The organism is Roseibium sp. (assembly GCF_965216085.1).
Classification (GTDB): domain Bacteria; phylum Pseudomonadota; class Alphaproteobacteria; order Rhizobiales; family Stappiaceae; genus Roseibium.
On the sequence record NZ_OZ244138.1, the window covers coordinates 607,364 to 619,782 of the forward strand.

The 12,419-nt window shown below is 54.5% G+C and carries 11 protein-coding genes; 9 read left to right on the plus strand and 2 right to left on the minus strand.

What is annotated here, in order from left to right:
* Positions 1-133: 133 nt before the first annotated feature.
* Positions 134-781, plus strand: coding sequence for a hypothetical protein (locus tag ACOOFE_RS02840; protein ID WP_420413559.1), 648 nt, complete (start codon positions 134-136; stop codon positions 779-781).
* Between the two features lie 104 nt (positions 782-885).
* Here ACOOFE_RS02840 and ACOOFE_RS02845 read toward each other — a convergent pair whose 3' ends face one another.
* Positions 886-1,302 (minus strand): hypothetical protein, encoded by a 417-nt coding sequence (locus ACOOFE_RS02845; protein WP_420413560.1) that lies wholly within the window; start codon positions 1,300-1,302, stop codon positions 886-888.
* A gap of 274 nt (positions 1,303-1,576) precedes the next feature.
* Entirely contained in the window at positions 1,577-1,975 is a 399-nt protein-coding gene (locus ACOOFE_RS02850; protein ID WP_420413561.1) for a DUF427 domain-containing protein, read from the minus strand.
* A 194-nt stretch (positions 1,976-2,169) separates the two neighbouring features.
* On the opposite strand from ACOOFE_RS02850, the gene ACOOFE_RS02855 reads away from it, so the two are divergent.
* From ACOOFE_RS02855 to ACOOFE_RS02890, 8 genes are all read left to right on the plus strand, one after another.
* Entirely contained in the window at positions 2,170-3,432 is a 1,263-nt protein-coding gene (locus ACOOFE_RS02855; protein WP_420413562.1) for a glycerate kinase type-2 family protein, read from the plus strand.
* Between the two features lie 176 nt (positions 3,433-3,608).
* A complete protein-coding gene (locus ACOOFE_RS02860; RefSeq protein ID WP_420413563.1) occupies positions 3,609-4,790 on the plus strand; it encodes a GAK system CofD-like protein in 1,182 nt (393 codons plus the stop codon).
* Between the two features lie 28 nt (positions 4,791-4,818).
* Positions 4,819-5,229: a D-ribose pyranase gene (gene rbsD / locus ACOOFE_RS02865; protein ID WP_141185028.1), complete on the plus strand. Its 411-nt coding sequence runs from the start codon at positions 4,819-4,821 to the stop codon at positions 5,227-5,229.
* 667 nt (positions 5,230-5,896) lie between these two features.
* Positions 5,897-6,985 (plus strand): LacI family DNA-binding transcriptional regulator, encoded by a 1,089-nt coding sequence (locus ACOOFE_RS02870; RefSeq protein WP_420413564.1) that lies wholly within the window; start codon positions 5,897-5,899, stop codon positions 6,983-6,985.
* Between the two features lie 22 nt (positions 6,986-7,007).
* Positions 7,008-8,357 carry an ABC transporter substrate-binding protein gene (locus ACOOFE_RS02875; RefSeq protein ID WP_141185030.1) on the plus strand — a complete coding sequence of 450 codons (1,350 nt, stop codon included), beginning with the start codon at positions 7,008-7,010 and terminating at the stop codon, positions 8,355-8,357.
* Between the two features lie 195 nt (positions 8,358-8,552).
* The gene (locus ACOOFE_RS02880; protein ID WP_420413565.1) at positions 8,553-9,857 is read left to right on the plus strand and encodes a carbohydrate ABC transporter permease; all 1,305 of its coding nucleotides are present in this window, start codon (positions 8,553-8,555) and stop codon (positions 9,855-9,857) included.
* Positions 9,854-11,083, plus strand: coding sequence for a carbohydrate ABC transporter permease (locus ACOOFE_RS02885; RefSeq protein ID WP_420413566.1), 1,230 nt, complete (start codon positions 9,854-9,856; stop codon positions 11,081-11,083). The genes ACOOFE_RS02880 and ACOOFE_RS02885 overlap by 4 nt, the downstream gene beginning before the upstream one ends.
* A gap of 43 nt (positions 11,084-11,126) precedes the next feature.
* Positions 11,127-12,416 carry an MGH1-like glycoside hydrolase domain-containing protein gene (locus tag ACOOFE_RS02890; RefSeq protein WP_420413567.1) on the plus strand — a complete coding sequence of 430 codons (1,290 nt, stop codon included), beginning with the start codon at positions 11,127-11,129 and terminating at the stop codon, positions 12,414-12,416.
* Positions 12,417-12,419: the final 3 nt, after the last annotated feature.

Consider the following 12,419-nt stretch of genomic DNA (forward strand, 5'->3'; position numbering starts at 1 on the left):
AGATCCTGCTTGAGTGCTTTTTCAATTAACGCTACGTCAATAGCGTTCGCTTTAACTTTGGGCGAAAGGGTATTCGAAAATGCTCCGTGGCCTGGCCATAATTGTTTTGAGTTTTTCTTGGGCACACTCTGCCATGTCGGCCGACTGTCCGCCCATTATTGCCGCCATATCGGATGCAGAACTGAACGCTGTCATTGTTCCAAAAACAGAAGCATTGTACAGGCAACTCGGTTGTGAACTCAAACTAACCAAGGTGCCCGGGCGCCGGGGCATTGTTGAATTCAATTCTGGACGCGTTGATGGAGAGCTGTTCCGGATCCCGATCATTGAGAAACTCTACCAAGTGCCATTTGTCCGGTCACAGTTTCCGCTCCTTGAAGTGCAACAAGGTGTTTGGATAAAGGCGGGGCGGACACTCAAGCATCGCTCGTTGATCGGATATGTAATTGGCCGACGATGGCAGGAAGAATTTGCTGAAGATCATCACGATAAATACCGTTTCGTGAAGTACTCCGGTACAGCTGAAATGAGAAAAGACTACCGGGCTGGCCGTCTCGATGGGTTCTTGTCATCTTCGCCAACAATCGAAGCCCTCATGGAAAGCAATAAACTCTCGGAGCTTCCTGAACTGGCGTTAAAGACTAAAGTCGTTTCCCTTTATCACTATGTTCATCAAGCCTATGCGCCGTTTATGGCGAAGTTCAATAAGTTGCTCGAATTATGCGCAACGGATTGCCAAAAAAGCGGAAACTGTCAGAACAGCACTTGCCCAACCAATTGATGGACGGGCGGTTCTGCCAAATCTTCTGAGATCGATTTAGATAGAAGGAGATAGGCTTCGAAATTTCAAAAAAGAGCAGCTTTTACCGCACTAATTTGCAACGCTTATTCGCGGATGAGTGTATCTATCATATCAACGATTTGATCAAAAATCGGATCAACAATGTCCGTTCCCTCTTCATTTTTATGTTCAGTGTGTAGGACGCTGTCGGAGGTATTGTAGATGTATTTCCGCCCTTTTTTCGTTCTTTTTATGTAATCCAATTCGACAAGCTTGTTCAGCTTTCTGTTTATGGAGGTTTTGTTCAGATCTATGAAGCTCGGAAAACTATTTGTATCTGTTTCGATATTCTTTGCGTCATGAATGTATACGATTTGCCTGATCATGACTTCGTCCAAGGTAAGTTTTGGCGAGATGTCTACAAGCATTTCTGTGATTTTTGCGTGGAGTTCCAACAGCATTGCGGCTTTCCGCTGCTGGCGTAACTCACGCGAGCTGGCAATGGCATATTGCGGTTCCATGGCCGGGTCCTAGCGCTTTTTATTGATGCAAATTGCCCAGGTCGCATTGTGGGTCTATGCGGCGCGGGTTGCAAACACAGATTTTGCCAACAAAATTAGAAGAATAATAAATGGCCGAAAGAGAAAAAAGCACGGCCAAAAAACTGAAAACTCAATTTCAGTGGCCCCATCATAACCTCAAGATCCTGTCCGAAAGGGCGGGTTCACTTGGCCCGCAACAGACGTTGATCGTCGGTTGCGGGGCTTATTTTTGTCACCTGAGAGCCGGCTAAAGTTACGTTCCTTCGATAAGTCTGACTTTGTTGGGCCAGAAGGCGTAGTGGTTTGCTAACTTTTGACTTGTCTCTATCGGGGATGTGTAAACCCAGCCCAGTTCCTCGCCTTCGAGTGTGATGTAAGTCGCATCGCCTTTGATTGGACAATGTGTGGACTTTTCCAAACTGTCGAAGTCGCACATGAGATCTGCCTCAGGCACGTAGATCACTGGATCATAGACGCTGCGGCCAACTTCAAGGACACGCAGGGCATTTTTCGTATCAGCGAGCAGTACATCTCCGGCGAATATCCGGATACGGCGGGTGACTGGTTTGATCACCATAAGATGGGCTGGGTTCGCCGGATTGCGGATTGCATCTTCGAATGCCGCGGACTGAAACACGCTGTCTATGGTCATCATCTACTCCCATGCAGTTTCTCTATACGTGGCACCGGGATTTCGATTTGCAATGCGAGTTTGAGCACGGGCGGTATGCTTCGTTTGGAATGGTTTTGATAAGAAATGGTCAGATGCAATGGTGAGTCGGCTTGCAAAATGTCGAAATTTGCCGATCAAGGTGACGCGCGAAGTGACCTAGCTAGGAGAACACAATGGCCGACCGTCCCGATATCATGCTGCGATCCCTCTTTGAAAAGGCAGTTGATGTCGCCGATCCGATGAAAAGCCTCGCGCGGTTTTTGCCGGAAAAGCCTGCGGGCCGGGTTGTTGTCATTGGGGCCGGTAAAGCGTCTGCCAGAATGGCAGAAGCTGTAGAAGCCGAATGGGGCCCTTGCGAAGGTTTGGTGATCACTCGCTATGGCTATGGCCGGCCGACACAAGGGATCGAGATTGTTGAGGCCGCGCATCCCGTACCGGATGCTGCCGGGCAAGCAGCGACTGAGCGCTTGCTTGATCTGCTGAAAGGCCTTGGCGGCGATGTGTTTGTCCTGGCGTTGATCTCAGGCGGAGCATCGGCTCTTCTAACGGCACCGGCCGGAGATATCAACCTGAGCGATAAGCAAGCGGTCAATCAGGCACTGCTCGCGTCTGGCGCCCCGATCGGGCAAATGAACGTGGTGCGCAAGCACCTCAGTAATGTGAAGGGCGGTCAACTGGCAGCAGCAGCCTATCCGGCAAAGATGCTGTCACTGCTCTTGTCTGATGTGCCTGGAGATGATCCGGCGGAGATCGGGTCCGGTCCGACGGTGGGTGATGAAAGCACGTCAGCTGACGTCAAAGCGATCCTGGATCAATGGAAAATCGAAGTTCCTGCCTCCGTGTCAGCGGTTTTGGCTGAACCAACCGGGGTACTTTCCGCGCAAGACACAAAACTATCGGAAGTCACAAACACGATATTTGCAGCGCCCTCTCAGTCATTAGAGGCAGCAAAAACACTTGCCGAGAAATTCGGCTGCGATGTTGAGCTATTGGGGGATGCGTTGGAAGGTGAGGCGCGCGACATTGCCGTAGAACATGCGCAGCTGGCACTTCAGCGGCAAAAAGAACGCGGGCACATGGAAAGGCCTTTGGTGCTCTTGTCCGGTGGCGAGCTCACGGTGACGCGGCGCGGCGATGGTATCGGAGGGCCCAACGCGGAATATGCGCTTGCATTGGCGAACGCGTTGAACGGTGCTGCCGGGATCTATGCGATTGCTTGTGATACGGATGGCGTCGATGGGGCCGCGGAGGTGGCTGGGGCTGTCATTGGGCCCGATACACCTGCGAAAATCGCAGGTTTAGGCGAAACAATGGCGGGCTCTCTGGAGCGCAATGACGCCCATACGTTTTTTAACAAGATCGGCGATCAGGTTGTCACAGGCCCGACGCTGACAAACGTGAATGATTTCCGAGCGATTTATATCTCCAGTGTGTGAGCTGATGTGCCGCTGGTTGAACCCGCATGGTCGATGCTGTTGCCATGTGTTCTGCTTGCGCGAAAGACAGAGGACGATACGGCGTTCGGTCTAAGTTAAAGGCCCGTCACAGCTTTTTGCCATCACCCGGTTTGGGTGCTAGGACAGGTTAGCGAGTTTCGGCCGAAGGAAGCCACGTGTCAGAAGTCACCATAACCCGGGCGGTGCGGATGCCGGATCAGTTCCGCATAGAGCGGTTTCTGTCCAATCCAAAACTTGGTCCGCGTCTGTTGTTCTTCAGTGGTGGAACGGCGCTGAATGACGTTGCTCGTTGTTTAAAACGATATACGCACAACTCCATCCATTTGGTGACGCCGTTCGATTCAGGCGGCAGTTCCCAAGGGCTCCGGCTTGCGTTCAACATGCCGGCGATCGGCGATTTGCGCAGCCGGTTGATGGCCTTGGCGGATGAGACGGTTCTTGGCCAGCCGGATGTCTTTCGCCTGTTTACACACCGGTTTTCTAAAGCTGCTGAGTATGAAAGCTTGAATGCTGATCTTGAAGCGATGATCGCGGGAATTCATCCGCTGGTCGGCGTGATTGAGCAGCCGATGCGCACACTCATTCAAAATCAGCTCGGGACCTTTCAAGATGCGTGTCCTGCTGACTTTAATTTGCGCGGGGCAAGTGTCGGCAATCTCATTTTGGCTGGCGGTTATCTCAATCAAAATCAGCAGCTCGAGCCGATCATCTTTCTTGTCGCCAAGCTTGTTGGTGTGCTTGGAACCGTAAAGGCCGTGTCTGATGACAATCTGCACTTGGCCGCAGAACTGGAAGATGGCGAGGTTGTGATTGGCCAGCACCTTCTTACGGGCAAGGAACATGCGCCGCTTGCTTCGCCAATCCGGGACATCTTCCTCAATCACAGCTTGGCTGCGCGGGAACCGGCCATATCCGTTTTTCCTGACCGCAACAGTGCATTGGTGCAGTCAGCGGATTTGATCTGTTATTCTCCAGGAAGCTTATACACGAGCCTTATCGCGAGCCTTCTTCCACGCGGAGTTGGCCGGGCGATCGCCAGCCGGACCGTACCTAAGGTCTATGTGCCGAGCCTTGGAGAGGATCCAGAAACCAATGGCATGTCGATTGCGGACAATGTTGGCAGGTTGCTGTTTTATTTGCGCAAAGATGCCGGGAGCGACTGTCCAGTTGAGCAGCTTCTGAATGTCGTCATCGCCGATCGAAGCACGCCGGACAGTGATGTTGCCGCTATCGAGAAACTTGGTATTACCGTTTTGAGGCTGGATCTGATATCCAGCAAAACAGCCCCTTATTATGATCCGGTGCCTTTGTGTGAGGCGTTGGTATCTCTGACATGATTGGCAGCAATAAGCTGAGGAGACGGATATGAAACGGACACCAATGTTGAACCGTCATATGAGCAAACTGATTGCCTCTCTCGGGCACATGGACGAGATCGTCGTTGCTGACGCCGGTTTGCCGATTCCACAGAACGTTGCTGTGCTCGATCTTGCGGTGTCTCCAGGTGTTCCCAGTTTTTTTGATGTTTTGGATGTTCTGACAAAGGAACTCATTGTCGAGCAGGCGGTATTCGCCGAAGAAGCCAGTCCGGAACTTGCAACGGAGATTGAAGTGCGTTTGGCTCATTGGGCTGCGGAAACCGGCAAGCCGATCGAGCACTCCCGGGTTTCTCACGACGATTTCAAAACCCGCACCAAACAAGCGCGGGCGGTTATCCGTACGGGTGAATGTACGCCCTACGCCAATGTCATTCTTGTATCGGGCGTACCGTTTTGATTTGTCTTTATTAGGGGTTTCCGTTTGGGTTTGAGCAGCTATTAAGTAGCCCAAACGCTAATATTTGCGGCGTATACAAGAGCTGACGAAATCAGCTGGTGTTTCGAGCTCAAGCCGTTGGAGAATGGCATTCGCTTATAAAATCCATTGACAGCGAAGCCGAACGTTTCAAAGGAAGATCTTCAGCCTGAGCTTGTCCAGTGTGGTCATCCCCGACTTGATCGGGGATCTACTCGCGATGCCACTTGCCGCAGGTCATGAGTGATTTTGTTGAAGCTCTGCAAGCGAGTGGTTCCCCGGTCTCCGCTGCGCTGCACCGAGGATGGCAGACGTGGGTGAGTTTGGAGCTATTTTTCAACATCCGAGTTTGCTTCTAAATGTGAAGGCCCTGTCTTTGCGGGAGTGAGTTTGGGGGTGCGTTTTACGAAAATGCAATCCCCAGGCGTGGCGAGGCCGCGGAACAACAATTTTCCGAAACAAGAATCCAGATAAGTTTTGCTGTTGCGTCAATATCTTCCCGCTTTGCAAAATCGGTTTTGTGAATTCACAAAACCGATTTTGTTGACTTCCGAAATCGGTTTTGGAAGCATTGTTGAAACAAGTGCCACGCCTCATTGGTGCGCGGCAAAGAACAATGATAGGGCCGGACTGGCCCACGGGAGGACAAATGCCGGGTCACCGCGGTTCCGTGACAATCGATGATGTTGCGCGCCATGTCGGCGTTGCAAAGGGAACCGTGTCGCGCGTCCTGAACAACTACACCGACATTTCTGAGGCGACCCGCAAACGGATTTTGAAGGCTGTTCAGGATCTTGGATATCAGCCGTCTGCCACGGCGCGGAACCTGAAGCGCGGCCGGCAGGACACCCTCGGCATTGTCATTCCGGTCGGCCATGGCAGTGGCGCGGACCCGTTTTTGGCAGAATTCATCGATGGGATCGCTCGCGCGCTCGACGAACTCGGTTTGGATCTTCTGGTCACGACAGCCCACTCGCGGGACCACATGATCGAAACTATTCAACGGCTGATCGCCCGCCGGAAAGTTGATGGATTTATCCTGACCCGGACCGAAGTTGAAGATCCGCGCATTGCCTTCCTCAGTGAGCAGGGGTTTCCCTTTGTCACCCATGGCAGGTCGAGTTTTCCAGATTCCCATGCCTGGTTCGATATCGACAATGAGAAGGCCTTTGCTGACGGTGTGCGCCATATCTACAGCCTTGGCCACAGCCGAATTGGGTTTCTTGGCGGATCTTTGGAACTGAATTTTGCCCGGCAGCGCCGCGACGGCTACCGCGCTGGCCTGGAGGCCCTTGGGGTGCCGCATGATCCGGCGTTGGAGACCTTGCAAGATCTCGATGAAAAAGGCGGATTTGCCGGCGCTGAAGCGCTCTTAGCTAAGCTTGAGACGCCGCCGACCGCGCTACTCTGCGTCACCGACGCTCTGGCGATCGGCGCTATTCAGTTTTGCCGCAAGTACGGTCTTGAGGTCGGCAAGGATGTGACCGTCATTGGATATGACGGGTTGCCTTTTGGCGAATATCTCGATCCGCCGCTGACCACCTTTTCGCAGAGCGCGCTCGATGCGGGCAGCCGTGTTGCTCGCATGCTGGTCGACGTTCTGGATGGCAAGGACCCGACAAGCCTGAAAGCGCTTGCCGAAGCAACTTTGATCCGGCGTGCCTCGGATGGCGCACCGCAAAGAACACCGGAGGCACTGGCTGACGTGCTCCGGCCCCGGCTGAACCAACAGCCATGACTTGGCAGTAAGGGAGACTGATATGATTGGGAGGAGTACTTTCCTGACCTCGACCATTGCGGGTGTGCTCGCACTGGGATTGACCGCGGCTCAGGCAGAAACCTTGCGTTTCTGGACAACCGAAGAACAGCCGGAGCGCTTGGCCAAACAGGAAGAGATGGCGGCAGCGTTCAAAGAAAAAACCGGCATTGAGATTGATGTTATTCCGGTCACTGAATCGGATCTTGGAACCCGCGCGACCGCAGCCTTTGCGGCCGGTGATCTTCCGGATGTGATTTACCATCCGCTGCAATATGCGCTGCCTTGGGCAGAAGCGGGTATCTTGGATACAGATGCTGCAACTGAGGTTCTGGAAAACCTGGGAACCGGCACCTTTGCACCCGGCGCGGTGGCCATGGCATCGGTGGAAGGCGGCATTGCGTCTGTCCCGGTCGATGGCTGGACCCAAATGGTCGTCTACCGCAAGGACCTGTTCGAAGCGAACGGTCTTGCTGCACCGGACAGCTACGAAAGCGTCTTGGCAGCCGTTGAAAAACTGCACAATCCGCCGGAAATGTTTGCTTTTGTCGCCGCGACCAAGGTCGACGAAAACTTCATGAGCCAGGTTCTGGAGCATGTGCTTCTGGCAAACGGTGTCAGCCCGGTCGACAGCAAGGGCTTCAAGGCTCTGGATGAGAAGAAGACTGTCGAGGCGCTCGAATTCTACAAGGCCATCGCAAAAGCATCGCCTCCGGGTGATCTTTTCTGGAAGCAGTCTCGTGAGCTGTATTTTGCTGGCAAAGCCGCGATGATCATCTGGTCTCCGTTCATTCTTGATGAGCTGGCTGGTCTGCGTGACAGTGCACCGCCAACCATTACGGATGACCCGACTTCCAAGGAGCTCGCTTCCAAAACTGGGATCGTGACCACTTTGAAAGGTCCATCCAACCCGGCTGGCGCAGCATGGGGTGACGTCCGCTACTTCGGCATCACCAACGATGCGGATACGGATGCCGCCATGCAGTTTGTCGAGTTCTCCATGGACGATGGCTACATGTCGACCTTGTCAATTGCTCCGGAAGGCAAGTTCCCGATCCGGCGCGGCACCAAGGACAATGCAACCGCCTTTGTTGAAGGCTGGTCCAAGTTGCCGGTTGGTGTGGACCGCAAGGCGCCGCTCACAGAGCTTTATGATCCTGAAACCATCAGCACGATCGTATCCGGTCTCGACACCGCTGCACGTTGGGGTGTGAAGGAAGGCCAGCTGTCATTGGCGTCCAAGATCATCAACAGCCAAGTGATCAACCGTCTGGTGCGCGAGTACATCGACGGCGAACGGGATGCGGCTCAGACTGTAGCTCAGCTGAACGAAGAACTGGCCAAGATCCAGTAACCTCTCCGGTGGCCCGCGTTTTATAAGAATGCGGGCCTGCCAATCACTTCTTTGCTTTATCCGTCGGCGCCCGTTTCCGCGTCCGCAGGATGAAACGGGGATGAAGCGAAACGAATTGGTTCGGCGGATTGTCCGGCGAAGCCTAGTGACCGACACACCCATTTTCCTGTCCGCATCGAAACTTGAAGCAGAAAAATGACCGCTCAAGAGCAGACCATTGCACAGCCACGGCCGCCGAAAGGCATTGGGCCGATGCAACGCCGGGAAATGCGGCTTGCCTATTTGATGCTGGCGCCGACTTTCCTGATCATTTTGGCGATTGTCGCCGGGCCGTTACTGGCCAATTTCTGGATCAGCTTCAAGCCGGTGCAATTGGCCGACCTTAGGCCGCCGAGTGTCCTTGTGAACGAGCGAATGCGCAGCAAACCGGCAGCGCCGGGCGATGCGGCAACTCTTGAATACCGGCTGCGCAATTCTTCGCAGGACAAGGAAATCCGCGACGTTGTCTTACGTGACGTGCTTCCGGTGGGCTTTGATGTCACCACCGTACCAGAAACATGTACGGTGCAAGGCTTAGCCATCACATGTGATATTGGCACTGTGCCGCCGAAGTGGCGTGAACGTCTACGCTTTGAAGGCACGGTGTCAGAAAGCTATCTGTCCGCCGACCGGCCGGAACGGGCAAGTGTTCCGGAGGTGTCAGGGGATGCCGATAACGTCCTGACGAACTTTGAATTCACCTTTGAAAACTTTAGCCGGATCTTTGATGCGCACGAGTTCTGGTCGGTTCTCCGGGTGACGTTTTACTATACGATATTCGGCACAGCCGGAGCTTTGGTGCTCGGTCTGTTTGCAGCCCAGCTTTTGAACACGTCTTTCAAAGGCCGGGGTTTTCTGCGGGGGCTGTTTCTCTTTCCCTATGTATCGCCGGTGATCGCGGTCGCGTTTACCTGGGTTGTATTGTTCGATCCCTTCTCCGGGACACTCAATGCGCTTTTGACCAAGATGGGCGTGGTTGCAGATCCGGTTAATTTCTTCGGCCAACGCGCTGTCGAGTTCTCGTTCTTTGGCATTCCGATGGAATTTCCGTTGGCGCTCTCTACCGTGATTGCCTTTGAGGCTTGGCGGTATTTTCCGCTGTCTTTCCTGTTCATTCTGGCGCGGATGCAGTCTCTCAACACAGATATCTATGAGGCGGCCGAGATGGATGGTGCCACGCCGTTGCAGCAGTTCTGGTATCTGTCGTTGCCGCAGTTAATGGGCATCCTGTCGGTGCTGTTCCTGCTGCGTTTCATTTGGACGTTCAACAAGTTCGACGACATCTTCCTGCTGACGGGCGGCAATGCTGGAACGCGGACACTGACCGTCGATGTTTATGAGCAAGGTTTTGCACTCTCCAACCTAGGCGCGGGTGCCGCCGTTGCCGTGGTGGTCTTTGTGGTTCTGGTGACCTTTGCAACGCTCTTCCTGCACTTCTCACCCAAGGAGGAAGGCCTATGAGACCCGGCAGCATTGTTCTTACGGCCATCACTGGCCTGATTTGGGGGGTGACCGCCATGGTGGTCATCGGTGTGACGCTAACGCTGGTCACGGGTGAGGTTGCCCTCCCGCAAGCCACTGCCGCTGGGCTGGCCGGGATGCTCGGTGCGTTGGTTTTTGTCTGGCGCCAGAGGTCGGATGCTGTAGGACTTCCGGCCTGGGCGCTGTCGGCGCTGGTTACAACGCTGGTCCTGTTGGCGGGCACCTTTGCAGCCCCCTTCACCTTGCCGCTCTCAAGCGTTCCGCTCTGGCAAATGGCGGGATTGATCGCCTTTGTTGGCTGTGTAACAGCTGCAAACAGGGTCAGCCTCGACGGGGCAAGCCTAGGAGCCATGTCGCGTTACCACCGGGAAGTCATTTACATCCGGATCTTCAAGGGCATCGGCTTTGTGGTGTTCACCATCATCGTGGCGCTGCCGTTTTATGTGATGGTGATGACGTCCCTGAAAAGCCAGCAGACCTTGCTCGCCAATCCGCTAGACCTTTCCATCGACCTTTCCCAAGGGTTTGACGGTCTGTTCCGCTCCTATGTGGAGCTGTTCACGAAATTCAATTTTGGCCGTTATCTGATGGTGTCGGCCTTTGTCTCCGTCGCGACCGTGATCCTGACGCTGCTGTTTTCTGTCCCCGGGGCTTATGCGGTGTCCCGCCTACGTTTTCCGGGCCAAGCGTTTCTGTCTAGATCCGTACTCCTGATCTACATGGTTCCAGCGATCGTTCTGGTGATCCCGCTTTATGCAGTGTTCTCGCAGCTTGGATTGCGTAACACGCTGACCGGTCTTCTGATCGTTTATCCGGCAACGACCATTCCCGTCGCGCTCTACATGTTACAGGGCTATTTCCGCGGACTGCCATCGGAACTGGAAGAGGCGGGACTGATGGACGGCCTGTCGCGGCTGGGTGTCATTTTGAAAATCACCTTGCCGCTGTCGCTTCCAGCGTTAGCGTCCGTATCGCTTTATGTCTTCATGATTGCCTGGAACGAATTCCTGTTTGCCTTCATGTTCCTGGACGATCCGGACATCTTCACGCTGTCACGCGGCGTTGTTTCGCTGAATTCCTCCGAGGTGCCACGCCAGCATTTGATGGCCGGTGCGGTGATCGCGACGGTTCCTGTCCTTTTCATATTCCTTTGGTTCGAACGCTTCCTTGTCCAGGGCCTAACGGCCGGCAGCGTGAAGGGCTGATCATCTTCATCAAAGAGCTCCCAAGAAGCTCAAGGAGACTTGTGTGTCACAGAACGATCTAGACCAAACCGCCCGCGACATCCTGATCGGCAATGATCAAGGCGGTTATACGGTTCCCACAAAAGGGCTTTATCCTTACCAGTGGAACTGGGATTCCGTTTTTGTCGCCCGCGGGTTCGCGACTTTCAACCCGGATCGCGCCTGGCGGGAAATCGAACTGTTGTTCGAAGGCCAATGGCGGGACGGCATGGTGCCGCACATCCTGTTCCGCAAAGACGATCCAAGCTATTTCCCAGGACCGTCCGTCTGGGGAACCGATGGCGGACCGATCCCAAGCTCTGGACACTCCCAGCCGCCGGTGGCCGCGACCATTGTGCGTGATCTGCTTGAGCTGGACGGCAGTGATGCCGCAACAGGTAGAGCAAAGGGGCTCTTTCCAAAGATCCTGCATTGGCATCGCTGGTACATGGAGTACCGGGATCCGGACGGCCTGGGCGTGGTTGCTGTCATTCATCCTTGGGAATCTGGCCGGGATAACTTGCCGGATTGGGATGACGCTTTGCGGGCTGTCGAGGTCAAGGATGTTGAGCCTTATGTGCGCAAGGACACGTCGCACGTTGACCCGGAAATGCGCCCGCACAAAGAAGACTATGACCGGTATCTCTCCATCGTTGCCGCGTGCCGGAAAGTTGGCTGGGATCCGGAGAAGGTCGCCCGGACATGCCCGTTCTTCGTAGCCGATCCCGGCATCACCTTTATCCTCTTAAGGGCCTGCCGGGACCTTCTGGCGCTTGCCGGTAAGCTGGGTTTGAAACAACATATGGCAGAGATCGAAGGTTGGGTTTCCCGTTTGGAAAGCGGTGCGGCCCGGCTTTGGAACCCGGACCTGAAAGCCCATGTTGCGCTCGATTTGCGGACGGGCAAGCTGACGGATGGTGTGTCGAGCGCGTCCTTCCTGGCGCCTTACGCAGGCCTTGCCGGTCCTGATGTTCTTCCCGCGGTGCAGGATCACTTCGACCGGATTGGTTCCAAGGTTCGCTATCTGATGCCGTCCTATGACCCGGATCACCCGAAGTTTGAGCATCTGCGGTATTGGCGGGGGCCTGTCTGGGCGATGGTCAATTTCATGATTTCCAGAGGCCTTTCGGAAGCTGGGGACGCCGCCCGCGCCGAGCGCTTGCGCGCCGATACGGCAGCGCTCATTCAATCAGGCGGTTTTGCCGAATACTTCAGTCCGGAAACCGCAGTCGCCGCGGGAGGCGGATCCTTTTCCTGGACCGCAGCAATCTGGCTTGCTTGGGCAACGCCATCGCACGCAGAACAGGCAGCTTAAGAG

Coding starts and splice junctions, on each gene's coding strand:
- ACOOFE_RS02850 (WP_420413561.1), bottom strand. CDS start 1,975: ATGACCATAGACAGCGTGTTTCAGTCCGCGGCATTCGAAGATGCAATC.
- ACOOFE_RS02880 (WP_420413565.1), top strand. CDS start 8,553: ATGACCGCTCAAGAGCAGACCATTGCACAGCCACGGCCGCCGAAAGGC.
- ACOOFE_RS02870 (WP_420413564.1), top strand. CDS start 5,897: ATGCCGGGTCACCGCGGTTCCGTGACAATCGATGATGTTGCGCGCCAT.
- ACOOFE_RS02885 (WP_420413566.1), top strand. CDS start 9,854: ATGAGACCCGGCAGCATTGTTCTTACGGCCATCACTGGCCTGATTTGG.
- ACOOFE_RS02845 (WP_420413560.1), bottom strand. CDS start 1,302: ATGGAACCGCAATATGCCATTGCCAGCTCGCGTGAGTTACGCCAGCAG.
- ACOOFE_RS02875 (WP_141185030.1), top strand. CDS start 7,008: ATGATTGGGAGGAGTACTTTCCTGACCTCGACCATTGCGGGTGTGCTC.
- rbsD (WP_141185028.1), top strand. CDS start 4,819: ATGAAACGGACACCAATGTTGAACCGTCATATGAGCAAACTGATTGCC.
- ACOOFE_RS02855 (WP_420413562.1), top strand. CDS start 2,170: ATGGCCGACCGTCCCGATATCATGCTGCGATCCCTCTTTGAAAAGGCA.
- ACOOFE_RS02840 (WP_420413559.1), top strand. CDS start 134: ATGTCGGCCGACTGTCCGCCCATTATTGCCGCCATATCGGATGCAGAA.